Consider the following 26,119-nt stretch of genomic DNA (forward strand, 5'->3'; position numbering starts at 1 on the left):
CTTTATATTAATTAAAATAATTCTTAATTTCTGTAACAATAACATCCAATACTTCCTGATCAAATTCTGTATGCACAGGAAGGGAAATCACTTCGGTACAAAGTTGCTCCGTAACAGGAAGACTAAAACCTTCTTCTACATATTGAAGAAAGGCTTCTTGTTTGTAGAGGGGTAAGGGGTAATATATCATACTTGGAATATTCTTTTCTGCCAAGTATTTTTGTAGTTCATCTCTTTTCCCATTTTTCACTCTAAGGGTATACTGATGGAATACATGGGTAGAGTTTTCAGCTCTTTTGGGTGTTTGAATTTCGGCAATACCTGCAAGATTCTCATCATAATAATCAGCCATTCTGTTTCTGGCGGCTGAGTATTCGTCCAAATGTTTTAGCTTAACTTTTAAAACGGCTGCCTGAAGTGTATCCAATCTTGAATTACAGCCTAAAACTTTGTGGTAATATTTCTTTTCCTGACCATGGTTGGCTATCATTCTGATTTTTGAAGCCAGGTTATCATCATTCGTCATTAAGGCACCTCCATCACCATAACATCCAAGATTTTTTGACGGAAAAAATGAGGTACATCCGATATGGCCGATAGTCCCTGTTTTTTTTACAGTTCCATCAGAAAAAGTATAGTCAGACCCAATTGCCTGAGCATTATCTTCTATTACAAAAAGATTGTGTGTTTTTGCAAATTCAAGAATCTTCTCCATATTGGCACTTTGCCCATATAAATGAACCGGAACAATGGCTTTGGTATTGGGTGTCAGATATTTTTGTAAATCTTCCAGCTCAATATCAAAAGTATCTTCGTTTACATCTACCATTACCGGTTTTAGTCCTAAAAGACCAATAACTTCTGCAGTAGCTACATAAGTGAAAGCCGGGCAGATGATTTCGTCACCAGGCTGCAGATCAAGCGCCATCATGGCAATTTGAAGAGCATCTGTTCCATTAGCACAGGGAATAACATGTTTTACCCCCAAATATTTTTCAAAATCCTGTTGAAATTCTTTTACAGCAGGACCGTTAATAAATGCTGTATTGTCTATACATTCCTGAATACCGGCATCTACGTCTTCTTTTATTTTCAGGTATTGACCTTTAAGGTCAACCATTTGAATTTTCATATCTTTAGTTTTTTGAGTGCACGTAGAGGTGCATATTTTAATTCACGATAAGCTCACTGATCTTATTACCTATAGAAAGGCAGGAAGTGGCTGCCGGAGAGGGTGCATTTCTAACGTGAATGATATTTCCGTTTTTCACGATATCAAAATCATCAATCAATCCTCCATTTCTGTCGCAAGCCTGAGCTCTTACCCCTGAACCTCCTGCTACAAGATCACTTTCCTGTATTTCCGGTAACAGTTTTTGCAGGGCTTTTGTAAATGCGGATTTGGAAAGTGAACGATGCATTTCTCCCATTCCTGTTTTTCCATATTTTGCTACAATTTTCCTAAACCCCGGCCATAGCATAGTCTGCATTGTTTCGGTGAAATTGAAATCGAAAAAATGGTATCCTTCCTTTTTGAAAGCCAGCACAGCATTAGGGCCAGCTTCGATATTACCATCAATCATCCTGGTAAAGTGTACTCCAAGGAATGGAAAACTAGGGTCAGGAACCGGGTAAATAAGATGTTTTACCAAATATTTTTTTTCATCCTTAATTTTATAATATTCTCCTCTAAACGGAATAATGACCACATCGTTTTTTTCGTTGGTCATTTTGGTGATCTTATCAGAATAGAGTCCTGCGCAGGAAATAAGTTTTTTGGTTTTGAATTCGGAAATATTGGTGTTTACAATAATTTCAGATCCTTTATCAATGATGTTTTTTACTTCATTATTAAATCTTACTTCTCCTCCTAATTCCTCAAAAAGTTCTTTTATTTTTTTTGCTATTCCCGGATAGTCAATAATTCCGGTCTGTGGAACTTTGATTGCTTTTACGCCTTCACAATGGGGTTCAATTTCACGGAATTCTTCTCTTGAAAGGTATTTTAAATCCTGCAGACCGTTTTCAACTCCTCTTTTATAAATATTATCCAAGAGGGGTAATTCTTCCTGTGAAGTAGCTACGATTATTTTACCGCAAAGGTCATATCTTATTCCATATTTCTCGGCAAAATTAATTACCGAGTTATATCCTTCGATACAGTTTTTTGCTTTAAGGCTGCCTGGTTTATAATAAATCCCACTGTGGATTACTCCACTGTTGTGTCCCGATTGGTGTAATGCCACATCATTTTCTTTTTCCAAAATTAAAATTTTAGAATCAGGATTTTTCAGCTTAGTCTGATAGGCTGTAGCCAATCCTACCAAACCTGCACCAATGATTATAATATCATAGTTCATGATCTGTTACAGTCTTGCATCTACCAGATTTCTGTCTAAACATGCTTTGGTATCAAAAACCACAGCATTTTCTTTTTTAAGTTGATCCAGATCCATTTCCAGGAACTCATTATGAGATACTGCAATAACTAAAGAATCATACTTTTTACCTTCCTGAAGAGCATCCAGAATATCAATTCCATATTCATGTTTCACTTCCTCTTTGCTAGCCCACGGATCATAAATATCCACATTTACTCCGTAATCAGCAAGTTCTCTATAAATATCAACAACTTTAGTATTTCTGACATCCGGACAGTTTTCTTTGAATGTAACTCCTAAAATCAAGGCGTTAGAATTTTTGATCACTCCACCTTTTGCAATAAGAAGTTTCACTACTTTGGCTGCAACAAACTTTGCAATAGAATCGTTTACACGTCTTCCCGATAAAATAACATCCGGATGATACCCTAATTGCTCTGCCTTGTGTGCAAGGTAATAAGGATCTACAGAGATACAATGTCCTCCTACTAATCCCGGTTTATATTTAAGGAAATTATATTTTGTACCAGCAGCTTCCAATACATCATTGGTATCGATTCCTACTCTATCGAAAATTAAAGCTAATTCGTTCACAAAAGAAATATTAACATCTCTTTGTGCATTTTCAATAGCTTTTGAGGCTTCTGCTACTTTAATGCTGGGTGCTTTATGGGTTCCAGCGGTAATGATTTTCTTATATAGATTATCTACTTCTTCGGCAATTTTTTCCGTAGAGCCTGAAGTTACTTTTTTAACACTGGTAAGGGTATTTACTTTATCTCCCGGATTAATTCTTTCCGGAGAGTACCCTACAAAAAAGTCTTCATTAAACTGAAGTCCCGAATATTTTTCAAGAACCGGTACACATTCTTCTTCTGTACATCCAGGAAAAACGGTAGATTCATAAATAATAATATCTCCTTTTTTGATAATTTCGCCCAACATTTTTGAGGCAGAAATCAGTGGATTCAAATCCGGAGCGTTATATCTATCAATAGGGGTAGGAACTGTTACAATGAATACATTAGCTTCAGAAATATCAGACAACAGGCTTGTTGCCTTATAGCCTAAAGAGCCATTAGATTCATTATATTTTTTCAGTCCGTTATTTAATTTATCAACATCTGCTTCAAGCGTTATATCCTTTCCTTCATTAAGCTGATCAACACGCTGCGTATTAATATCAAATCCAAAGACAGGATAGTGATCTGCAAATTCAAGAGATAAAGGAAGGCCTACATAACCCTGGCCTATAACCGCTATTTTATATGTTGTTGTCATTAACTAAGTTTATTTTTTATTTTTTGAAACCAAGATTGTTCTGTATGTTGGTTATAACCATAACCATATTTGTTGCTGTATCCTAAATTTTCTCTGCTTACGTCATTAAGTACAAATCCAACATTTTTGATTTTTTTCTGATCAATATTGCTATTTGCAAATTCTAATAATGCCTTTTCTGTGTATTTAGATCTGGATACATAAATTGTGACATCAGAAAGTTCAGCAATAAGGAATGTGTCTGTAACAAGAAGCAACGGTGCAGTATCCAAGATTATATACTCATATTTATCTTTCAACTCGCTCAGAAGGATTTCATAACGGCCGTTGGATAATAATTCTGTTGGATTCGGAGGAATCATTCCTGAATAAATTACATCCAGATAAGGATTAAAAGATGATACATGAATGATATCTTCAAGTTTAGTATTGTCATTATAAAGATATTCTGTAAGTCCGGTAAGTCCCTTTCTTGCAGGATTATATCTTTGAAGTTGAGGATTTCTGATATCGGATCCTATGATAATTGCTTTTTTCTTAGGATTGGCCAATGTTAAAGCTAAGTTGACAGATGTAAAGGTTTTTCCTTCTCCTTTTACTGTTGAAGTGACAAATACAACTTTCCCTTTTTTCTCTTTTGAAAGCATGAAGTTCATATTGGTAATAAGAATTCTAAATGCTTCCGCCATAGGAGTAATATCATTCATTTTTACTATTTCAGAATCTCCACTTTCAAGACTTGGTAATTCTGCAATAATAGGAGCATGTATAAGCTTTTCAAGATCATGTTTAGTAATAACTTTATTATTAAATAACTGTAACATATAAATAATAATAAAAGGAACTAACAACCCTAGAAATAGTGAAGCAAATAAGATAGCTTGGGTCTTAGGAGCAATAGGATTTGCAAAAGCATAAGCCTCATCAATCACTCTTGCTTTTGGCGCTGTAATAGATTGCGCAACAGCAGTTTCTTCTCTTTTCTGTAATAATAATAAGTATAAGTTTTCTTTAATTTGCTGCTGTCTTTCTATTCCCCTAAATATTTTTTCCATAGAAGGAATTCTCGCTATTTTCCCAGTTACTTTATTTTGCTCTCCTACATATTCATTTCTGGCAAGTTCTAATCCCGTTTTATTTCTTTGCAAACTTTGAACAACTGAACCGCGCATTGCATTTATTTGTTTACTAGTCTCGACAACTATAGGGTTTTCTGTAGTTGCAGATTCCAGTAATCTCGCTCTCTGCAATATTAATTGGTTATAGGATGTAATCCCTGAAATAGCTTCGGGATTATTTAATCCAATATTTATTGGTAAAACCTGGTATTGTCCTTGCTTCGACATGAAGGAAAGTAAAGAATTTGTCAATTCTATTTGAGCATCAAGCTCCAGCTGCTTACCACGAGCTGTTGCAGAACTTTCAAGATCTATTTTAGCTTCTGTTTCAAGATCGGTAAGATTATTTTTTGATTTAAAACTTTCTTTTTCATTCTCAACCTGTCCCAGTTCTACTGAAAGTTTTCTTACTCTGTCTTCAATAAAATCCAATGTCTTCTTAGACTCTTGGTTTTTATCCAGGATAGCATCGTTATTATAAGCAACAACTAATGAATTAAGAATGTCTTCTGCTTTTGAAATTACCGGGTAATTCATTGAAAGTTTAAGAACGGTAGCTTCTTTGTTTGCCAAATTTACACTAAGAGCTCCTCTTAATGAATTAACCTTTGCTTCAACTGATGATATGATTAATTCTAAGTTCTTTTTATCAACTGTTGGTGATGCTTTTGGGTTATATCCTGTATTTTTAGTAATGATAATATTAGCAAAAGGAAGACTTATCATTCTTCCATAACCAGAAACAACATCTTTTTTCAGCCCTTCATAATGTATTGAAATTTCTTCTCCTTTTAATTCTACATTAATAAGGTTATTGGCGCTTTTAGATACTTTTTCATTTACAACTTTTACTTCAATAGGAGAAGATTCTTTATAAAGCTCAGCACGACTTACTTTTCCTTTAACAATGATATTGGTCTGAAGATTTTTATTGACAACTACATCCCTCATCAGTTTTTTTGATTTCAGGACTTCAATCTCATTAGAAATACTATTAGTTTTCATTCCTCCCAATCCTGATAAATCAGAAAGAACTCCCAAATCATTATTTGAAGAAGAATTTTTAGAATCTTTTATAAGTAATGTAGTTTCTACATAATAGACCGGGGTCATAAATTTTATTGCAAAATAACCTATCGCTAATGCTACCATGGCACAAAAAATAAACCATGGCCATCTCCTTAAATAAGGTTTGATTATTTCACTAAAATTAATTTTGCTTGAATTTTTTTCTTCTTCGGAAAATTGTGACGTTCGCTGGTTATCCATCAATTTTATTTCTTATTAAATAAACTTACTACTACGGCAACTGCTGTAACCGCAATAGAAATGGCGGTCAGATAAAGTCCAGTGTTGGGGTTCTGTTTTGCTATAACATCTTTTGTATTGTTGGAAGAAACAATAATAGCATCTCCTTGTTTCAGATTATAGTATGGAGAGTTAATTAAATTAGCATCCTGAAGATTAATACGTCCGTGAGAAACGACACCATTTTCTGTTCTGACAACTAATATATCTTCTCTTTTACCATACTGAGTCAAATCACCAGCTAACCCTAATGCATTTAAAATAGTTGCCTGTCCATTTGCAATAGTGTAGTCACCCTGTCTATTTACTTCTCCCAGTACAGTAACCTTAAAATTCGAGAGTCTCACATTAATTGTTGGATTAATAACATATTTCGTCATTTTTTCCCTTAAATCATCTTTAAAAGTTGTCAAACTTTTATTTGATGTATTCAGTTTTCCCAATATTGGAAAATCAATATCTCCATTGGCATCTACAATATATGTTGGACCAGACAGTATTGTTGCTCCTTGATTAGGAGTATTCCCTCCTGCTATAGCATTTGTCTGGATAAGTTCTGACGAAGAATAATTCTGATTAAAAGGCTTTACAACATCCATATCCTTTGCCGTGATCAGAATAATCAGCTGATCACCTGCCTGGATTGTATTTGCTGAATTTTTAGCAGAGGCATTGATTGCAACCTGTTCTATATTCTGCATATAATTTAAATCATTCTTAGCATTGGGATTGACTTTACAGGAAATCACTAAAGAGGACACCAAGATTACTGCTAATATTTTTCCTTTCATTCTATTGTTAAATTATGCAAATATACATTTATATTTTTTCTATTTATCCAGGGCCTCATAGATAGAATTATTGCTTCGGAATTCCGGCACTATTGTTTTAAGAATCCTTACTACTTCCACTTTATCTCTTCTGAGGGAAGCTTTAGTAATTTGTCTAGTAAGTGTATCTATTTCTTCGAATCCCGTAGAAGGGTCTTTAGAGATCATAATTTTGTCATTATGAGTAGGAAGTGTTTTCGCATCATCACTCAAAAGTTCTTCATAAAGCTTCTCCCCAGGCCTTAATCCCGTATAAATGATCTTAATATCAATATTAGGTTCGAATCCTGATAATTTGATCATTCTTTTTGCAAGATCAAGAATTTTAACAGGTTCGCCCATATCAAAGACAAAAATTTCACCTCCTTCTCCCATTGTTCCAGCCTGAAGTACAAGTTCACATGCTTCCGGAATCGTCATGAAATATCTTACAATTTCCGGGTGAGTGATGGTTACCGGACCTCCTGCTTCAATCTGTTTTTTAAAATGAGGAATCACAGAACCGTTGGATCCTAATACGTTTCCAAATCTTGTTGTGATAAACTTGGTAACATTACCCTCTACATTTTGAAGCGACTGTACAAAAAGCTCAGCAGCTCGTTTGGAAGCTCCCATAACATTGGTGGGATTTACAGCTTTATCTGTAGATACCATTACGAATCTGTTTACTTTATACTTGCTGGATAATTTTGCAACAATCTTTGAACCTAATATATTAACAAAAATCGCTTCATGCGGATTTTCTTCTACCAAAGGAACATGCTTATAAGCAGCAGCATGGTAGACCATTGAGAAGTTATATGTTTGGAATAAGGATTCCATTCTGTGATGATTAGAAACATCTCCTAAAACAAATTTGAAAGCAATATGAGGATACTTATCTCTCATTTCGAGTTCAATTTCATAAAGAGGGGTCTCTGCCTGATCCAGAATGACAATTAAAGAAGGGTTAAAGTTAGCAACCTGTCTTACAATTTCACTTCCTATGGATCCTGCTCCTCCAGTTACTAATACTGTTTTATCAAAATGCCTGCTCTTAACTTTTTCGTTCTGAATTTTGATAGGTTTTCTATTTAACAAGTCTTCAATTTGAAGATTTCTGATAGATCCTCCCAAATCACTGTCTCTCAATTTTTGTACTGAAGGCGCTTTAAAGACATTAAGATCTTTCTCTAAAAACAAATTCACCCACGTATTCATCTCATCTCTGGCCATCATCTCTTTTACAATAAGAATTCCATCAATAATAAGATCTTCTTTCGTGTTTTCTTCTATTTTTTGTTTTCCGTAGATGGGCTTTCCAAGTAGAGATGCCCTTTTAGAATCTGTTCTTTGAGTTAAAAAGCCCACTACCTGATAAGGCAGACTTGGATTATCAAGAATCGCACGTGCAATTGCAATGGATTGTTCATCAATCCCCAGCACCAAAATTCTTTTTTTCAATGCACTTCTTCTGTATTCCCTTACAATATGGAAAAACTCTTTCACATAGAGTCTGAAAAGGAATAATCCCATAAATGAAATTACAAAATAAAGCATCAGATAAGGAGTAAGTATAAACTTAGCTCCTGTAGTCCAGAAATAAAGAATATTGATAGTTCCAATGGCCAGCATTGTACAAAAGCAGGATATCAGAAGCTTAAATAAATCTATAAATGTTGAATGACGGATAATTCCGGCATACGTCTTGAAGAGATACATAAAAACAGTATTCGCCAGAATAATAAAAGCAAAGATTAAGCTTTTATCTTCATGGTATATAAATTCCTGCTTGGTAATTTTTTCGATAATGTAAGTGGAAAGAAATAAAGATATAACCAGAATAATAATGTCTATTACAAGAATTATCCATCTAGGAAGGTATCTTACGTCTGAGAGATTGACAACATTATCCCCTCCAAATATTGTTTTTCTAAGAGAATCGTACATTGTCTATATTGGTGTTCATATTTAATTAAAATTGTAATATCTGATCATCTGATCAAAGATAATTCTGATACAATCATGCAAAAATAAAATAATTTTATTTCAATATGTTGAAATCAAAAATAAATTTGATGTTATATTTATGAAATCTAATAATTCCATTACGATACAGCTAAGCTCACAGACAAAAATCATACCATATAAAGTCTTATAAAGGTGATATTTATCTGTAAAAAGTCTTTATTTCAGCTGTTTCATGTTTTAAATCATCATTAAATCTTTATGTATCAATCTCTTTCAATGAACTGATTGTTTTTTTGTCAAAAGTCATATTTCAAGTTTTTTTAAATTCATTAATATATTATTCAAAAATATCAATTATTTTCTCATATTCAAAACCTTTACTCATCAAATATTTTATAGTTTTGGTTTTTTTTTGATATTCTTTCAAACCATTTTGTTTAGAATAATACCCTTCGAAAATTTTTCTGATAGTCTTTTCATAATCAGAATCATCTATCTCATCAAAGCACGAATTGATCAGTCTTTCTGAAACCTGTTTTTGCTTCAGATTCATTTTTATTTTGGTCTTACCCCAGTGTTTGATGTAAAATTTGCCTCTGATATAGCTTCTTGTAAACCTTTCTTCATTCAGATAGTTTTCTTTCAGGAGGTATAAAATAATTTCTTCTTTAGCTTCATCAATAAGCAGAAACTCTCTCATCTTCTGTTCCACTTCTGCATGACAGCGGTCCTGGTAAACACAGTAATTGACCAGTTTCTGTTTGATTTCCTCAAAAGTATAAGATTTCTTTTCCATTTGAATAAAAAAAGAATGAGCAGTTGCCCATTCTTTATATGATATTGAAATGCCTGTTAGTAGTTAAACAAAGCTTTTCCTTCCATTAATTCGTTAACTTTCTTTCTTACAGAGGTAAGAACTTCTTCATTTTTGATATTGTCTACCACTTCAGAAATCAATCCTGCAATAGTATCCATATCATTTTCTTTCAATCCTCTTGTTGTAATTGCTGCTGTTCCTAATCTGATACCAGATGTTGTGAATGGAGACTTATCATCAAAAGGAACCATATTTTTGTTGCAGGTAATATCAGCAAGTACTAATGCTTTTTCTGTTTCTTTACCATTCACGCCCTTGTTTCTAAGGTCTACCAACATTAAGTGGTTATCTGTACCTCCACTTACGATATCAAATCCTCTGTCGATCATCGCTTTTGATAGTGCCTGAGCATTGGATTTAACTTGTTTTGCATATGTTTCGAAATGTCCGTCCAAAGCTTCACCGAAAGCGACTGCTTTACCAGCGATAACATGCTCAAGCGGCCCTCCCTGAATACCTGGGAATACAGCTCCGTCTAATACCTGGCTCATCATTTTGATTTCTCCTTTTGGAGTTTTGTGGCCATATGTATTTTCAAAATCTTTACCCATCATGATCATCCCTCCTCTTGGACCTCTCAGGGTTTTGTGAGTAGTGGTAGTTACTACATGACAGTGCTCAAATGGTGAGTTTAATAATCCTTTTGCTACTAAGCCAGCCGGGTGAGCAATATCTGCCCAAAGGGTAGCTCCTATTTCATCTGCCACTTCTCTGAATTTAGCATAATCCAAATCTCTTGAATACGCTGAGAAACCAGCAATAAGCATTTTTGGTTTTTCTCTTAAGGCAATTTCTCTCATCTGGTCATAGTCAATAAGACCTGTTTCCTGTTGAACTCCATAAGAAACCACATTATATTGGATGCCTGAAAAATTCACTGCAGAACCGTGAGTAAGGTGTCCTCCCATCGAAAGGTCCATCCCCATGATTTTATCACCAGGTTTCAAAACTGCAAGATAAATGGCTGCATTCGCCTGAGAACCGGAATGTGGCTGAACATTCACATAGTCTACTCCGAAAAGTTCTTTTGCTCTGTTGATAGCCAATGTTTCAACCTCATCTACAACTTCACATCCTCCGTAATATCTTTTTCCGGGATATCCTTCAGCATATTTATTTGTCAGTACACTTCCCATTGCTTTCATCACGTTTTCAGAAACAAAGTTTTCTGATGCGATAAGCTCTAATCCGTGAGTTTGTCTTTGTCTTTCCTTTTCAATCAGGTCGAAAATAATATCCATTTTACTTTTAGTTTTTGAAATTTCCACCCCAAATGTACGGAATTTTCATTGAGATTTCTCTATTGAAAAAATGATTTTAGACACTAAAAAATGAAAAAACCTGTCAATAAATCTAATATTATGATCCTTTCAACCTGATCAAAAATTCTTTAAAATTCTTCGTCTGCAAGTTCTTTATTAACCACAGCACCTGCAAAATTCCCCTGTGCAACAGCATTAGCTACGGAACGCATCATCGTTACATTGTCTCCACAGGCAAAAACTCCGGGAACATTTGTTTTCTGCATCATATCTACTTTAATAAATCCCTGTTCTGTAAGCTCACATCCCAGATCATCGGACACATTAAGATTTTGTTCAAAAGGAATTTTAGCATATAAAGCCTGTAAAGAAACTTCTTTTCCGTTTTTAAAAATAATTTTTTGAATAGATCCATTTTCATGTTTGATCTCTTCAATTTCATCTTCATTCAGCATGATTTTATTCTGCTTTAGCTTTTCAGTTTGTTCATTAGTAAGAACAGCTTTTCCATTGGTAAACAGAGTAAGATTTTTAGTCAGATTAAAAATCAGTTTTGAAAATTCGTAAGCCATTTCTCCATTGGAAAGAATTCCGGTAATTTCATTTTTCACTTCATAACCATGACAGTATGGGCAATGTATAACAGAAATCCCCCAGCATTCTGCAAATCCGGGAATATCCGGCATTACATCCTTTACTCCGGAAGCCAGGATAAGCTTTTTAGCATGGAATTTTTCTCCGGATGACGTTTCAATCCTAAAACCTCCGGTTATTTTTACTGTTTTGATGACTGTTCCGTTATAAAAGCGGACCGTGTTGTATTTTTCGACATCTTTTTTGGCCAGGTTTGCAATTTCTCCCGGTGTTTTCCCATCATGGGTAACAAAGTTATGGGAATGAGGAGTCTGCCTGTTACAAGGTTTTCCGTTATCAATAATCAGGACATTTCTTAAAGATCTTCCTAATGACATTCCTGCTGATAATCCTGAATAGCTTCCTCCTATTATAATGACATCAAATTTTTTATTTTCCATAGTTCAGTTGATAGTTGATAGTTGATAGTTGATAGTTGATAGTTGATAGTTGATAGTTGATAGTACAAAGGTAAAATAAATTTCATTAACGCAACAAAGTTGCTATAATATTTTATATCTATTCCTTTGATATCCTAACCAAATTATCGTTTACCAGAAGAAAAAACTATTTCCATTCATTTTTAGTTTCATCAATTTCATCGTGAATTCTTTTATTGATGTCTATTTTTGCCCCTTGTAAACTGAAAATAGAAGTCCCTTTTTCTCTTGCATATGGATTGGTAATGGAATCTTTCAATTTTGCGACTTCAAAAAAAGAACCGGATTCTTCAAGTTCTTTTCCTGCTTCGGGAGCATCTTTGATCCTGATAACATTTTTATATTTTTTGCTTACATCTATCCAATTGATATAATCCGCATGAAACGACATCGCTACAATACCACCCTTTGAATAATAATTAATAGCTCCGGTCTGCCCATAATTATCACACAGTACCATAGTATTTCCTGACTTCGACAATCGGGAATATTCTTTATCTACTTTTTGAGTCAATTCTTTCCAACCCTGCATATCGGCAAAATCCTGTGGCAAAGGATGGTCTTTTCCATCTTCCCAGCGAAGCAGTCCGAATTTTTTGTACTGCTGCGGATGAGATTCAATATATCCGGGACTTCTATTGGGAAAGGCTACATTATATAAAGGAAGAAATAAAAGTACAGGAATAAGGATGCTGACGGGTTTCAGGAATCTCTTCCTCCCTTTTTCAAATAGATGACCAAGAAAAACGGATCCAAAAGCAATGTACACCGGATAGAGTCCAATTGCATAATAATCTTTTGCTTTAAAAAACAAAAACAAAGCAATTGTGATGATATAGCTCCAAAAGAAAAATCTGAATTTATCGAAAGGCTTATACAATAACAATGCTCCCCAGCCTGCAATAATTACAAAAACAACTCCAATGAAGAATAATAGCTGAGATTTCATAAAACCCATTCTATCTACATGCACAAGCTGTTTTTCAGAAAGTTCTTTCATATGATGAATGACCGGAAAATGATTCTGATACTGCCAGAGAAGGTTAGGAAAAATAATGATTAAAGCTAAAAGTGCGGCCAAATACACATGAGACTGCATAAAAATCTTCCTTTGCTCTGTCAGCAATAATGCAGGAATAAGCCCTAATAATGAAAAAGCAATATTGTATTTATTTAATATTCCTATTCCAAAAATGACAGCTCCAATATAAATCCATTTTACTTTTTCCGAATTAAAATATTTAATCAAAGCATAATAAAGGAACAACCACAGAAAAATTTCTAAAGATGTAGGCTGAAACAGCATATTTACCCGAAGAAGTACTGAAAATAATACTCCCAAAGAAGCCAGTATTTTAGCAAACAAACTTCCCTTGAGTTCTTCAACAACTTTCCATGTCAGCACAATTGTCAAAGCTCCAAACAGGGCTGGAAAAAATTTAATCCAAAATATGGAATTTCCAAGCATTTTAATTATCCAGGCCAGCCAGGAATTTACCGGAGGAACAGAGAGATATCCCCATGCGAGATGATTCGCCTGATCGAGATGCAGATATTCATCTCTGTGAAGTTCATACTCAGGGCTTATCAGTGAGTATTGGAGAGCAAACTTTGCAATGATAAAAAGTAAAAGAATCCAATAGTCTTTTTTCATGGGATATAGTTTGGAATTTAAAGGTAAGACAGTCTAAACCTCTATTTTGTTACACTTATGTTATTTCAAACCTATTATCAATAATTTCAGTTTTTATCTTCTGAATATTTTCAGACCAATACTTAATTTCTTCAATCTTCTTAGGACATTCTTCCAGATGAATCTTCTGACAAGCAGTTAAATATTCCTGATAGGTTTTCAATATAGTATTCAGGTATGTTTCGTAGTCTTTAGGATTTTTAGGAATATACCCTATTCCATCGCAACCACATGAATGAAAGCATTTTCCTGTTTTAAAAAGACTTTCTACAATCCTCCATTCTTTGACTGCTGTTTTTTAGGAGCTTTAAAATCTTTCCCCAGATCAGCCATCACATTACTGCATTCAGGGCATTTTACCGTTCTGTTTTCAATATCTGAAACCATTTTTTCCAACTCCTTTGTTTCTGCTTTTGTGAAAACATGTCCTACTTTACGAATTGACTTCCCATTAGGGTTATGGTATATCTTTTCTTTTTCGATCCTTTGTATAATGTCATAGGCATCCGGCTGTTTAAATGATTTTCGGCATTTAAAACAGACATAATGTGATTTATAAGTTTTCCGTGCGTATCGACACATTTTTCATGGATTTATCTGATTCAAATATAGGAATTTACTCTTGCAAAAATTTTGATATAAAAAAAGAATCCCGGAGAAAAAAATTCCTCCGGGATTCACAGTTTAAAAGTGTATAGTGTAGTTTATTATTTTTTATTCGCTTTTTCTTTCAGCTCTTCTTTGTCTTTATCAGATGGATTCCAAACTTTTACTTCAGTGTCTTTTGTAATGTTTGATCCCGGAAGAATCTGAACGTTGATACCGTCACTTGCTCCCAATTTCAAGTATACTTTCTTGAATTTCCCGTCTTTTTGTTTCACTTCTACAAAAGGAACATCTTTACCTTGTTTCTTTTCATACTGAACTAAAGATTCATCCAATAATAAAGCATTTTTCTGAGAACTCAAAACAATTTCACCGTTTGCAGAAAAACCTGCTCTAATATACTCATTATTAGGATTAGTTACGTTTCCTTCTACCGGAAATTTAATAGTTCCTGCATTATCCTTTCCTTTAGGCGCGATCATGGTAAGTTTTCCTGGAAAAGTTTTGTTTTGTAAAGCACCGATTACGATATTCATATCCATGCCTTCGTTTAACTTTCCAGCTTGAGCTTCATCAATTTCACCTTTAAAAATCAAAACGTTCAGATCTGCCACTGAACAGATTGTAGTACCTGCGTTGAAGTTATTGGCTTCAATCACCTGGCTTCCTGCTTTTACAGGAACTTCAAGTACGGTACCTGAAGCTTTGGAACGAATTTCAGTGGTAGCTAAGCCCTGTCCTTTAAGTTCAGGAGTTGCTCCTGTTTTAGCGATCTGCAATCTTTTTTGAGCAGTATTCAATTGCTGTTGAGCATTTTTCAAAGTCTGCTGCTGAGAAAATAACTGCTGCTGAGAATTCAGGTATTCCTGTTTAGAAGCTACTCCCTGCTTGTATAATTTCTCCTGCATCTCAAACTGCTTCTGCATATTTCCTACATTCATCTGGGCGTTGCTGATCTGGATCTGTGCATTCTGAACTTCCTGCTGAGAAGCATTTACTTCAGAGATACTTGGGACAATTTTCACGGTAGCAATCAGCTGTCCTACCTCTACTTTATCTCCTTCTTTTACTAAGATTTTATCTATAATCCCTGCAATATTGGGTTTAATTTCAATTTCTTCTTTGGGAACAATTTTTCCTGTTGCCATTACTTTATCATCCATATTCTGAATAGTTGGCTTACGGGTCAGGAAAGCCTCCCCTTCTTTAGAATTTGATTTTATAAGATAGCCAAGCCCCGAGAACAATGCCACTGCAAATAAAAGCCCCAAGACAATATAAATGGCTTTTTTCCAGGTGAATTTCTTTTTCATATGTATAGTTTATTTTTTATTAAATAGATTGAATGATTTAAAAATTAAAAGATGGATTCTGTACATTTATCAGCTGTTCATCTTGATTTTCAAATTAATTATTCTGTTCTTAATGCTTCAATAGGTCTGATTTTTACGGCTCTCTGCGCGGGGATCATCCCGATTATCAGTCCTAAAATCACCATTACGGCCATCGCAGCAAATACGTTTCCATAATTGACTGTCGGATTATAGAATGGAAACGAATCCTGTCCCTGTGTAACGGCATTGAGAATCATCAGCACAAAAATCCCAGACATAAAACCTAGCAATCCCGAGGAAAGCGTAATCACAACACTTTCAAGCAAGATCTGATTTCTTACTTCTGACGGTTTTGCTCCCAATGCTCTTCTGATCCCGATTTCTTTGGTTCTTTCTTTTACCGTAATCAAAAGGATGTTTGAAATAGCAATTACTCCGGCAAGGATTGTCAGTGTCCCTACAATGATTGTTAATAACTGCATTCCCGTAAGGAAACCTGTCAGTTTTTTAAACTCTTTTCCGAGGTTGAAACTCCCGAAAGCATTGGTATCTTCAGGTGAAACTTTATTTTTTGTTTTCAACACCTGCTTTACATCTTCTTCTACGGAATTTACATTGGCATTAGGCTTACTTACAATTGCAAACATGTCTATCTGCTCTCCTGCATTATACATTTTTGTATAGGTAGAAAGTGGGATGAAAGCTGTTTGGTCATTTTCAAATCCGCCTCCTTTTTTTACCCGGAAAACTCCGATTACATTAAAGAACAACCCTTTAATATTGATTGATTTTCCAATTGGGTTTTCTTTTTTCTTGGCATCAAAGAAGTTTTTGTAAATTTCTTCTCCTATAACCACTACATTTTTATTTCCTGAAACATCGGCATCATTGATATAACGTCCGAAGATCAGTTTCTTTTCTGAAATTTTATTTCCCACAGAGTAGTCTCCGGTAAGCGAATACGTTCCATTCTTCCCGTTTCTAGACATCGCTTCCCCTGGTGTTCCGGTAAAGCTTCCTCTTGCATTTTGCGGCGATATATAATCTATGGCAGTTACTTTTCTTTTCAGCATTTCCATATCGTTTAAGTTCAGGTGAACTTCACGACCTTTAGGAAATCCTTCATAAGGAATAGATGTTTTCTGTGCCCACAGGAATATTGAATTGGTAGCAAAACCGGAAAATAATTTATCAAAACCATTCTCCATCCCTTTTGCTGCTCCAAGAAGGCTTACATACAAAAACATCCCCCATCCTACGCCAATCATGGTAAGAAATGTTCGGAGTTTATTATTCCTCAGTGAGTAATAGATCTCCTGCCAAGTATCTTTTTTAAATATGATATTCACCTTGTTGAATTATAAGTTATAAATTATGAATTTGCTTCATTTCTTTTTTTACACTAATTACTCTGTTCTCAATGCTTCGATCGGTTTAATTCTTGAAGCCCTGTATGCTGGTACAAATCCTGCGATCAACCCTGAGAAAATCAAAGCAATGAATGCCATAATAATAGCTCCCCATCCAACGCTCGGACTTTTGATGAAATATTCTTCAAGACCATCACCAATAAGACTTAATGTCAAAACCCCAATTCCTACTCCAATAAGTCCGGATACCACTGTAATCACAACGCTTTCCTGAACAATCAGGCCTACAATTCCACTTGGTTTTGCGCCAATAGCTTTTCGTACTCCAATTTCTTTGGTTCTTTCTTTTACGATATACACCATAATGTTACTGATCCCAATAATTCCCGCAAGCAATGTACCCATACCAATAAACCCGACAATTGCTGTAAGAACTGCCATAAATGCAAATGTATCATTCATGTTTTTCGCATTGTTCCAGACCCTCACACCGTTTTCATCATCAGGAGAAACACTTTTTCTCGCTTTTAATTTATCTTTAAGCTCATCACCATACTTAATGGCCTGATCCGGAGTCAGTTTATCATCGTATGTGATATAGGCTATATTTACTGTATCAGATCCTTTCTTCATCTGCTGTAAAGTGGTAATCGGAACGGTAATATGTCTTTCATCCCTATCTCCTCCATCATCTGAAAAGACACCAATGACCTTATACATCGTCCCATTAATATCGAGCTCTTTTCCTACCGGGCTTCCATTTTTGATCAAATCCCGCTGAACCATTCTTCCAATGACTGCAACATTTAATTTTCTTTCCAAATCCATATCTGTCAGATACCTGCCATCAATAATCTTTCTGTTTTCAATGACTTGTTCCCCGGGTTGAGCTCCATTGATCTGATAAAGGCCACTTTCTTTTCCATATTTCACCATTAAATTGGCAGTATATCTGGGACTGGAAGGTCCAGCTTTCTTCTTATCTGCATTAATTAAAAAGTCATAATCTGAGTTATTCATTGTTATATTTCGATCAGACTGAAGGCCTTTATAAGCTAAAGATGCTTTTCCTGTAGAAAAAATAATAAGATTTTTAGCATCTCCCGCAAATCCTTCAGAGAATGCATTCTGAAGTCCTTTTCCAATTCCAAAAAGTACAATGAAAATAAACAGTCCCAAAGCTACTGTGAACCCTGAAAGCACCGTCCGAAGTACATTACTCCGGATAGAACTGAATATTTCCTGCCAACGATCTAGGTCAAACATTTTTTATTGGTATTAAAAGATTTAAAAATTTAAAGATTAAAAATTGAATCGTTAAATTTTCAAATTATCTCGTTTTCAAATTTTCAAATTCCTAAAGCACAATTTGCTTAATAAACTCATCACTTTCAATAATCCCGTCCTTCAGTATTACATTTCTTTTGGTTTGTGCAGCAACATCCGGTTCGTGGGTTACAACAATGATTGTTTTTCCTTCATTATTGATATCCTGAAGCAGTTTCATAATATCATGAGTGGTTTTGGAGTCCAATGCTCCCGTAGGCTCATCTGCCAGCACAACTTTTGGATTTGTTATCAATGCCCTTGCAATAGCTACTCTCTGTTTCTGCCCTCCGGAAAGTTCACTCGGAAGATGGTTTGCCCATTGTGCAAGACCTACTTTCTCCAGATATTCCATAGCTTTCAGATTTCGCTCTTTTCTCGGTACATTCTGATAGTAAAGAGGAAGTGCTACATTTTCCAAAGCTGTTTTATAATTGATAAGGTTAAAAGACTGAAAAATAAATCCCAAAAACTTACTTCTGTATTCTGCAGCTTTTACTTCTGACAAGTGTTCAATAGGAACCCCATCTAATTCATAGGTTCCTGAATCTTTTTCATCCAGAATACCAATAATATTAAGAAGTGTAGATTTTCCGGAACCGGAACTTCCCATAATAGAAACAAACTCGCCCTCAGAAATATTCAGATTAATTCCTTTGAGAACATGAAGTTTGCTTTTCCCTGTATCGTATGACTTATTTAAATCCTGAATTACTAACATTAAGTGATGTATGTTTTATACCCAATAAGTAGATGATATTTTCAAATTGTTACAAGAATAAAAATTTATTCAAATATTTTTTTGTTTAATGTTTTAAACCTTTATTAATAATAATTTACATACTTCTGTTTAACTGTAACTCTAGATTTCCATGTATTTATCCTCAAGATAGTGGTCTAGCCTATTATTCTAGCCTGTTTCATGTAAATGTGGAAAACTTTTCAGGCTAAAAGTCAGCCTATTAGTATTTACCCCTTTCAAAATCAGTTCTTTTTTTCGAACTTTGCTATTAGTTCTTTACAAGAAATATGATTTTGCGAAAGTGAATAACTTTATTTCACAACATGCAGAAAAACAAAAAGTTAAGTATTTCCGGAACGTTATCCACAGAGATCTAAATTATTTAATTATAAAGATATTTAATATGGGAATTTTTGATAAAAGAGTAAGCTATAAGCCATTTGAATACCCGGAGGTTCTTCAATTTGTAGAGGCAATCAACAAATCGTTCTGGGTGCATTCGGAAGTGGACTTTACTGCAGATGTTCAGGATTTTCATTCGCAGTTGGAACCACATGAAAAGCACGCTGTGAAAAATGCGCTGTTAGCCATTGCACAGATCGAGGTGTCTGTAAAGACATTCTGGGGGAATTTATACAACCACCTTCCAAAGCCGGAATTCAATGGATTAGGATCTACTTTTGCAGAATGCGAGTTTCGTCATTCTGAAGCATATTCCCGATTATTAGAGGTATTAGGATATAATGACGAATTCCTTAACGTTATCGAAATTCCTGCTGTAAAAGGAAGAATCGAGTTTTTAGGAAATGCTTTAAAGCATGCGAATTCTGCTACTCCGAAAGAATATGTTTCTGCTTTATTGTTATTCAGTATTTTAGTGGAAAATGTTTCTCTTTTCTCGCAGTTTGCCATCATCCTTTCTTTTACAAGATTCAAAGGGTTCATGAAAAATGTTTCCAATATTATTGCATGGACTTCAGTAGATGAACAAATTCACGCGAATGCAGGAATCTATCTGATCAACAAAATACGTGAGGAACAACCTGACTTATTAACAGACAGCGATATTGAAGATATCTACACCTTGGTAGACGAGTCTATCGCAAGAGAAGGAGATATTCTTAGCTGGATCTTTGAATTAGGAGAAATCGACAATGTTTCTAAGGAAGACCTGTTAAACTTCATGAAATACCGTGTGGATGACAGTTTGAAGAAAATCAACATGAAAACAAGATACAACATCACCCCTGAACAATACAAGCCAATGGTATGGTTCGAGGAGGAAGTTTTTGCCAATTCATTAGATGATTTCTTTGCAAAAAGACCTGTAGACTATACGAAGCACGATAAGAGTATTACAGCAAACGATTTGTTTTAATACAGAGGCGCGAGCGAAGCGAGCGTCAAAGCAGTCAGTATTAGGATGATCCTTTTCTGATTAATAAGTGGAATTGCTGTTCAATTAATAATAAAGCACAAGTACAGAAGAAATGATCAATGTAATAGTAAGCTATACGGTAAACCCCGAATTTGTTCCAAACAATAAAACCAATATCCAAAAGTTCCTGGAAGATTTCAAGAATTTAGATCCTTCCACCTTTGAATATAAAGTTTATCTAAAGGAAGATGGTGTTACTTTTGTACATTATTCAAACTACATCAACGAAGAAGTTCAGCATGAAGTTTTGAATGTTCCGTCTTTTAAAGAATTTCAGAGATTAAGAGATGAAAGCGGACTGAACGGTTCCCACAAAGTAGAAATTTTACAATCAATAATATAAAAAACAAAATTCCGGAGTGATTCTCTCATTCCGGAATTCGAAAATATAACATCTATGGAAGAGCAAAATTCAAATATATGGTGGCTCAATGAAGAGTCTGAGCAGATGCTGAACAGAGGATATCTGTTGAAAGGTGAAACGGTAGATGGTGCTATCGACAGAATTACCACTGCTGCTGCAAAAAGGTTATACAAACCTGAACTTCAACCGGCATTCAAAGAAATGATTACAAAAGGATGGATCAGTTTCTCTTCTCCTGTATGGGCAAATATGGGAACAGAAAGAGGTCTTCCTATCTCATGTTTCAACGCTCACATTCCGGACAGTATTGAAGGGATTACTCACAAAATGGGTGAAGTCATCATGCAGACTAAAATCGGAGGAGGTACTTCAGGATATTTTGGAGAATTAAGAAACAGAGGAACAGCGGTAACGGATAACGGAAAGTCTTCAGGAGCCGTTTCATTCATGAAGCTTTTTGATACAGCTATGGATGTTGTTTCTCAGGGAGGCGTTAGAAGAGGTGCTTTTGCTGCTTACTTAGATATTGACCACGGAGATATAGAAGAATTTTTATCTATTAAAGATATTGGTAGCCCGATTCAGAACCTGTTTACCGGAGTATGTGTACCAGATTACTGGATGCAGGACATGATAGACGGTGATATGGAGAAACGTAAAGTTTGGGCAAGAGTATTGGAAAGCCGCCAGCAAAAAGGTCTTCCGTATATTTTCTTCACAGACAACGTAAACAGAAATAAACCTCAGGTTTATAAAGATTTAGGAATGACGGTGAATGCAAGTAACCTTTGTTCTGAAATCATGCTTCCATCTACTATGGAAGAATCTTTCATCTGCTGTCTGTCTTCCATGAACCTTGAACTGTATGATGAGTGGAAAGATACAGATGCTGTAAAATTAGCAGTATATTTCCTTGATGCTGTGTTATCCGAGTTTATTGATAAAACTGAAGGGAACTATTACCTACAGGGAGCAAGAAACTTTGCAATGCGTCACAGAGCTCTTGGATTAGGAGTTTTAGGATACCATTCTTATTTACAGAAAAATATGATTCCGTTTGAAAGCTTTGAGGCAACTCAGTTCAACGCAAGAGCATTCAGACATATTAAAGATCAGGCTGAGCAGGCTTCAAGAGAGCTTGCCAACATCTATGGAGAACCAGAAGTATTGAAAGGATACGGATTAAGAAATACCACAACAATGGCTATTGCTCCTACCACTTCAAGCTCTGCAATCTTAGGACAGACTTCTCCGGGAATTGAGCCTTTCTCTTCCAACTATTATAAAGCAGGTCTTGCTAAAGGAAACTTTATGCGTAAGAATAAATATCTTGCAAAATTATTGAAAGAAAAAGGATTGGATAACGAAGAAACATGGAGAACAATCATGCTCAACCATGGATCTGTACAACATCTGAATGAACTTACTGCTGAAGAAAAGGCAGTATTCAAAACATTCAAAGAAATTTCTCCAATGGAGATCATCTCTCAGGCAGCACAGAGACAGCAATACATTGACCAGGCACAGTCACTGAATCTTCAGATTCCTTCTACAATGCCTGTAAAAGATGTTAACTACCTTTATATTGAAGCTTGGAAAAAAGGAGTAAAAACACTTTACTACCAAAGAAGTTCATCTGTTTCAAAAGAAATGATGGTTAACTTCGTGTCATGTTCAAGCTGTGAAGCATAAGATCAAGTAATAAACACGCTATATTTAAAAAAGCACACTTTTTAGTGTGCTTTTTTATTTATCAGAACTTTTGAAGGTCATTTTTCCAAGATAACAATGAGAAAAGCCTTTCTTCCATACTAAAAATTGACATTAAAAATCAATATTAAATAAATAAAATTAAACAATAACGCTATTTTATTAATAAATATTACTTAAAACCAAGAAATAAATCTACAGACATCTAAAATGGATTTTTTTCAAAAAAAGAAATTATATTTACAACATCTGATTGTACACAAAGGGATTTGTAACATTATCTGATAACTAAAACTCAAATATGAAAAAACTTTTAATTACCTTATGGGTAAGCGGATTTTCTATCGCTTACTCTCAGAATCTGAACTTTTCTGATTCAAAATTTAAAGCTTTACTTCTAAGCTCAAATACAACTAACCAGATTGCACAAGACTTTAATGGTAATTCTATTGCCATAGACAGTAACGGAGATGGAGAAATCCAGCCTTCAGAAGCGCAACAGATTAAAGTTCTGACAATCAGGTTAGATTCTGACCAAATGTATATTGATCCTAATGGCAGCCCATTTGATCCGAATAATATCAATAGTACATACTATAACACCCATCTGCCGGACGGGATTTCGGATGCCATATTGTTCTCCAATCTCGAGGAACTTTATTTCTGGAACACCAGGACTGCCAACATCAGCTTTACCAATAATACTAAAATCAAAAAAGTACAGGGAAGACCTTTTTATTATGACTTATCACAGGGAGGTCAATATATGGCTTCTCCTATTAACCTTTCTTTTGATAACTGCTCAGGGATTCAGAATATTGCCGATATCATCGCCTATCAGATCTCCGGTAATCCATGGTATCCTGATGAAAACAGCTTAAGGATAAAAAACTGCCATCAAATAAACAATGATGCATTGATTAGTTCCGCAGAGCTTAGAGAATTGTATATTGAAAATTCCAGTATTCAAACTCTTACATTTGATTCCTGTAAATTTCTGGAAAAGATTGTCGCTCCTAATCTGAATACTTTGACTAGAATATCAGTAACAGGAGGTTTCACCTCTTCAGGCAATTCAGAACAGAATATTGAGCTGATTGCCAATAATTGCATAAACCTGCAGGAAATCATTGCAGATACGGATCATTATGAATCAACAGGGTCATATTTCTCCAATGTAAACCTTACTGGTTGCTCTTCCTTAAAGAAAATAATGGGCCTGAATGCTCCATCTATTGATTTTAGTATGGCAGGACTGATTAATCTTGAAGAATTAGACTGTTCTTTCTATAACAGATATCTATACTCTACCACTTCCGGAATTTATTTCGGAGATGTAAATAGCTTAAACCTTGCGGGTCTTCCAAAACTAAAAACCCTGAAAGCTTTCAATCAAAAGATCACCAATACTATCAACTTCAGTGCTGCCCAAAAATTGGAAAGCATTGATCTTACCAATTCCTGCGGATATATGAATACGGTAAACACCAATAACCTTTCCCATCTGCATACCTTAAAAACAGATCGTTTTATAACCAACGGGACACAAGGAGCAAACAATCTTCAGAACATTTTCACTAAAAACTGTATTGCACTCACAAATTTTGCTTTCGACAATAATAACGAATTAAAAAAACTCGATTTAGAAAACTGTCCAGGCTTGCAGAATTTATCAATCGGGGTTATGTTCTCGAACTTAGAAGAAATCAACCTCAGCCAATGTACCGGGTTTAAAGATATTGTGGTAAGCAATACAAAAATATCCGCTCTAGACACCAAAGACTGTGCTTCTCTGCAATCATTAAGCCTTTCTTACAATGATCTCCTTGCTTCAGTCAATACTTCAAATAATACGAATTTAGAATCATTGACATTGGCAAATCTGCCTTTGCTTGCCCAGATCAACACTTCCGATAATATTAATCTGAAGAATGTACATTTTAATACCTGTCCTCAGATTACTCAACTTGATCTTTCCACATCATCACATCTGGAATCTGTTACTGTATGGAATATGTCTAATCTTAATTCTGCTAATCTGAGAAATGGTTCAATAGAAGATTTCATTGATTTTACCAATAACAACTCTAATTTATCAGTTTGCGTGGATGATGCACAATTGAATGAACTTCAGACAATGTACCCTGATGTCACATTCACCACAAACTGCAGCAATTCTTTCCTGAAGAGCGACAATCCAAGCTTCAAAACAAAACAGATCAAAGTTTTCCCTAATCCGGTAAAAGACATCCTGCAAATCAGCGCCGATACTCCTATAAAAAACATTAAACTTATTGATTTTCAAGAAAGGATTCTTTTGGACAGAAACTTCAATCAAGCTAATGTAAGTATTGATCTTTCAGGCTATCCTACTGCTGTTTATATCATAAAAATCACGACTGATAAGACTCAGGTTACGAAAAAAATCATTAAAAAATAAGTAATTTCGATACAATTATTTCCATTAAAAATCATAGAAAATTCTATGATTTTTTTGGTTTATATTTGTGTTTATTGTTTAATACCAAAACTACAGATATGAAATTCGGACAAGTAGAAGACCCATCAAAAATAGATTTTACCTTACCAAAAGATCATCCTAAAACCAAGGATATGCTGGCTCTTAATAAAAAAGGACTGGAAAATATTTCTATCGGATGCGCAAAATGGAATAAAACGGATCTTAAAGGATTTTACCCCAAAGGAACTAAAGATGAACTGACCTATTATGCCACTCAGTTTAATTCTATTGAACTGAATGCTACTTTCTACGGAATGCCCACTCCAGATCAGGTAAAAACATGGAAAGAAAAAACCCCTGATAATTTTAAATTCTTCCCCAAGATCACCAATACGGTTTCCCATTTCAGAAGACTGATTGATGTGACTGATCCGGTGACTCATTTTGCTTCGGCAGTAATCAATTTTGATGAAAAGCTGGGAATGGCTTTTCTTCAGCTTCATGACAATTTTAAACCCAAGGATTATGACAGGCTGGAAAAATTTGTAAAAGAATGGCCTAAAGAAGTTCCTTTAGCTATAGAACTCAGAAATACGGAATGGTTTACTGATGAGGAAATCCTCAATACAACCTGTGACCTCTTTGAAGCTCATAACATCACCAATATCATCGTAGATACCGCCGGAAGAAGAGATATGCTCCATATGCGTCTTACTACGCCTAATGCATTTATCCGTTACGTAGGAGCCAATGCTGAAAGTGACTATGAAAGATTGGATGACTGGTTGAAGCATCTCACAAAATGGAAAAAAGAAGGTCTCCAGAATCTCTACTTTTTCGTACACCAGAATATTGAAAAAGCTTCTCCTCTATTATCCGCCTATTTCATCAAGAAACTGAATGAAGAATGGAAAACTGATATTCATGTTCCGCAAATGGCAACGGAGAGTACAGGAACATTATTTTAGAGCAGGAATGCGATAAAAGATTAAAAC

Annotated in this window: 20 protein-coding genes; 5 read left to right on the plus strand and 15 right to left on the minus strand. The window is 35.0% G+C overall.

Going from position 1 to position 26,119, the window contains the following annotated elements; all coding sequences use genetic code 11:
• Positions 1 to 7: 7 nt before the first annotated feature.
• From ACTJIP_RS04000 to ACTJIP_RS04070, 15 genes are all read right to left on the minus strand, one after another.
• Positions 8 to 1,132, minus strand: a complete 1,125-nt coding sequence (locus ACTJIP_RS04000; protein WP_219073163.1) for a DegT/DnrJ/EryC1/StrS family aminotransferase — start codon at positions 1,130 to 1,132, stop codon at positions 8 to 10.
• Positions 1,133 to 1,169: 37 nt separating this feature from the next.
• On the minus strand, positions 1,170 to 2,360 hold the full coding sequence (lhgO, locus tag ACTJIP_RS04005) for an L-2-hydroxyglutarate oxidase (protein WP_077419225.1): 1,191 nt from the start codon (positions 2,358 to 2,360) through the stop codon (positions 1,170 to 1,172).
• Positions 2,361 to 2,366: 6 nt separating this feature from the next.
• Positions 2,367 to 3,662: a nucleotide sugar dehydrogenase gene (locus tag ACTJIP_RS04010; RefSeq protein ID WP_180564447.1), complete on the minus strand. Its 1,296-nt coding sequence runs from the start codon at positions 3,660 to 3,662 to the stop codon at positions 2,367 to 2,369.
• On the minus strand, positions 3,662 to 6,049 hold the full coding sequence (locus tag ACTJIP_RS04015; protein WP_077419223.1) for a GumC family protein: 2,388 nt from the start codon (positions 6,047 to 6,049) through the stop codon (positions 3,662 to 3,664). The genes ACTJIP_RS04010 and ACTJIP_RS04015 overlap by 1 nt, the downstream gene beginning before the upstream one ends.
• A 5-nt stretch (positions 6,050 to 6,054) precedes the next feature.
• Positions 6,055 to 6,879 carry a polysaccharide biosynthesis/export family protein gene (locus ACTJIP_RS04020; RefSeq protein ID WP_077419222.1) on the minus strand — a complete coding sequence of 275 codons (825 nt, stop codon included), beginning with the start codon at positions 6,877 to 6,879 and terminating at the stop codon, positions 6,055 to 6,057.
• Between the two features lie 39 nt (positions 6,880 to 6,918).
• Positions 6,919 to 8,847, minus strand: a complete 1,929-nt coding sequence (locus ACTJIP_RS04025) for a polysaccharide biosynthesis protein (protein ID WP_077419221.1) — start codon at positions 8,845 to 8,847, stop codon at positions 6,919 to 6,921.
• A gap of 358 nt (positions 8,848 to 9,205) precedes the next feature.
• The gene (locus tag ACTJIP_RS04030; protein WP_077419220.1) at positions 9,206 to 9,664 is read right to left on the minus strand and encodes a regulatory protein RecX; all 459 of its coding nucleotides are present in this window, start codon (positions 9,662 to 9,664) and stop codon (positions 9,206 to 9,208) included.
• Between the two features lie 56 nt (positions 9,665 to 9,720).
• Complete coding sequence (gene glyA / locus ACTJIP_RS04035; protein ID WP_077419219.1) at positions 9,721 to 10,986, minus strand: serine hydroxymethyltransferase; 1,266 nt, start codon at positions 10,984 to 10,986, stop codon at positions 9,721 to 9,723.
• A gap of 149 nt (positions 10,987 to 11,135) precedes the next feature.
• Entirely contained in the window at positions 11,136 to 12,041 is a 906-nt protein-coding gene (locus tag ACTJIP_RS04040; protein WP_440704145.1) for an NAD(P)/FAD-dependent oxidoreductase, read from the minus strand.
• A 166-nt stretch (positions 12,042 to 12,207) separates the two neighbouring features.
• On the minus strand, positions 12,208 to 13,734 hold the full coding sequence (locus ACTJIP_RS04045) for an ArnT family glycosyltransferase (protein WP_440704146.1): 1,527 nt from the start codon (positions 13,732 to 13,734) through the stop codon (positions 12,208 to 12,210).
• A 306-nt stretch (positions 13,735 to 14,040) separates the two neighbouring features.
• Entirely contained in the window at positions 14,041 to 14,355 is a 315-nt protein-coding gene (locus ACTJIP_RS04050; RefSeq protein WP_440704147.1) for a hypothetical protein, read from the minus strand.
• Positions 14,356 to 14,480: 125 nt separating this feature from the next.
• The gene (locus ACTJIP_RS04055) at positions 14,481 to 15,692 is read right to left on the minus strand and encodes an efflux RND transporter periplasmic adaptor subunit (protein ID WP_047386834.1); all 1,212 of its coding nucleotides are present in this window, start codon (positions 15,690 to 15,692) and stop codon (positions 14,481 to 14,483) included.
• Between the two features lie 98 nt (positions 15,693 to 15,790).
• A complete protein-coding gene (locus tag ACTJIP_RS04060) occupies positions 15,791 to 17,062 on the minus strand; it encodes an ABC transporter permease (RefSeq protein ID WP_047386832.1) in 1,272 nt (423 codons plus the stop codon).
• Positions 17,063 to 17,119: 57 nt separating this feature from the next.
• The gene (locus ACTJIP_RS04065) at positions 17,120 to 18,349 is read right to left on the minus strand and encodes an ABC transporter permease (protein WP_047386830.1); all 1,230 of its coding nucleotides are present in this window, start codon (positions 18,347 to 18,349) and stop codon (positions 17,120 to 17,122) included.
• 91 nt (positions 18,350 to 18,440) lie between these two features.
• Positions 18,441 to 19,130: an ABC transporter ATP-binding protein gene (locus tag ACTJIP_RS04070; RefSeq protein WP_077419215.1), complete on the minus strand. Its 690-nt coding sequence runs from the start codon at positions 19,128 to 19,130 to the stop codon at positions 18,441 to 18,443.
• Between the two features lie 424 nt (positions 19,131 to 19,554).
• Between ACTJIP_RS04070 and ACTJIP_RS04075 the strand changes: the two genes are divergently transcribed.
• From ACTJIP_RS04075 to ACTJIP_RS04095, 5 genes are all read left to right on the plus strand, one after another.
• Complete coding sequence (locus ACTJIP_RS04075) at positions 19,555 to 20,529, plus strand: ribonucleotide-diphosphate reductase subunit beta (protein ID WP_047378790.1); 975 nt, start codon at positions 19,555 to 19,557, stop codon at positions 20,527 to 20,529.
• Between the two features lie 112 nt (positions 20,530 to 20,641).
• The gene (locus ACTJIP_RS04080) at positions 20,642 to 20,932 is read left to right on the plus strand and encodes a hypothetical protein (protein ID WP_077419214.1); all 291 of its coding nucleotides are present in this window, start codon (positions 20,642 to 20,644) and stop codon (positions 20,930 to 20,932) included.
• Between the two features lie 54 nt (positions 20,933 to 20,986).
• Positions 20,987 to 22,645, plus strand: a complete 1,659-nt coding sequence (locus ACTJIP_RS04085) for a ribonucleoside-diphosphate reductase subunit alpha (RefSeq protein ID WP_440704148.1) — start codon at positions 20,987 to 20,989, stop codon at positions 22,643 to 22,645.
• 319 nt (positions 22,646 to 22,964) lie between these two features.
• Entirely contained in the window at positions 22,965 to 25,103 is a 2,139-nt protein-coding gene (locus tag ACTJIP_RS04090) for a T9SS type A sorting domain-containing protein (protein ID WP_440704149.1), read from the plus strand.
• A 98-nt stretch (positions 25,104 to 25,201) separates the two neighbouring features.
• Entirely contained in the window at positions 25,202 to 26,092 is an 891-nt protein-coding gene (locus ACTJIP_RS04095; protein ID WP_077419212.1) for a DUF72 domain-containing protein, read from the plus strand.
• The last annotated feature ends 27 nt before the right edge of the window (positions 26,093 to 26,119 follow it).

It is taken from the genome of Chryseobacterium sp. 22543 (assembly GCF_052044565.1).
Classification (GTDB): Bacteria; Bacteroidota; Bacteroidia; order Flavobacteriales; family Weeksellaceae; genus Chryseobacterium.

Coding starts and splice junctions, on each gene's coding strand:
- ACTJIP_RS04000 (WP_219073163.1), bottom strand. CDS start 1,132: ATGAAAATTCAAATGGTTGACCTTAAAGGTCAATACCTGAAAATAAAA.
- lhgO (WP_077419225.1), bottom strand. CDS start 2,360: ATGAACTATGATATTATAATCATTGGTGCAGGTTTGGTAGGATTGGCT.
- ACTJIP_RS04010 (WP_180564447.1), bottom strand. CDS start 3,662: ATGACAACAACATATAAAATAGCGGTTATAGGCCAGGGTTATGTAGGC.
- ACTJIP_RS04015 (WP_077419223.1), bottom strand. CDS start 6,049: ATGGATAACCAGCGAACGTCACAATTTTCCGAAGAAGAAAAAAATTCA.
- ACTJIP_RS04020 (WP_077419222.1), bottom strand. CDS start 6,879: ATGAAAGGAAAAATATTAGCAGTAATCTTGGTGTCCTCTTTAGTGATT.
- ACTJIP_RS04025 (WP_077419221.1), bottom strand. CDS start 8,847: ATGTACGATTCTCTTAGAAAAACAATATTTGGAGGGGATAATGTTGTC.
- ACTJIP_RS04030 (WP_077419220.1), bottom strand. CDS start 9,664: ATGGAAAAGAAATCTTATACTTTTGAGGAAATCAAACAGAAACTGGTC.
- glyA (WP_077419219.1), bottom strand. CDS start 10,986: ATGGATATTATTTTCGACCTGATTGAAAAGGAAAGACAAAGACAAACT.
- ACTJIP_RS04040 (WP_440704145.1), bottom strand. CDS start 12,041: ATGGAAAATAAAAAATTTGATGTCATTATAATAGGAGGAAGCTATTCA.
- ACTJIP_RS04045 (WP_440704146.1), bottom strand. CDS start 13,734: ATGAAAAAAGACTATTGGATTCTTTTACTTTTTATCATTGCAAAGTTT.
- ACTJIP_RS04050 (WP_440704147.1), bottom strand. CDS start 14,355: ATGTGTCGATACGCACGGAAAACTTATAAATCACATTATGTCTGTTTT.
- ACTJIP_RS04055 (WP_047386834.1), bottom strand. CDS start 15,692: ATGAAAAAGAAATTCACCTGGAAAAAAGCCATTTATATTGTCTTGGGG.
- ACTJIP_RS04065 (WP_047386830.1), bottom strand. CDS start 18,349: ATGTTTGACCTAGATCGTTGGCAGGAAATATTCAGTTCTATCCGGAGT.
- ACTJIP_RS04070 (WP_077419215.1), bottom strand. CDS start 19,130: ATGTTAGTAATTCAGGATTTAAATAAGTCATACGATACAGGGAAAAGC.
- ACTJIP_RS04075 (WP_047378790.1), top strand. CDS start 19,555: ATGGGAATTTTTGATAAAAGAGTAAGCTATAAGCCATTTGAATACCCG.
- ACTJIP_RS04080 (WP_077419214.1), top strand. CDS start 20,642: ATGATCAATGTAATAGTAAGCTATACGGTAAACCCCGAATTTGTTCCA.
- ACTJIP_RS04085 (WP_440704148.1), top strand. CDS start 20,987: ATGGAAGAGCAAAATTCAAATATATGGTGGCTCAATGAAGAGTCTGAG.
- ACTJIP_RS04090 (WP_440704149.1), top strand. CDS start 22,965: ATGAAAAAACTTTTAATTACCTTATGGGTAAGCGGATTTTCTATCGCT.
- ACTJIP_RS04095 (WP_077419212.1), top strand. CDS start 25,202: ATGAAATTCGGACAAGTAGAAGACCCATCAAAAATAGATTTTACCTTA.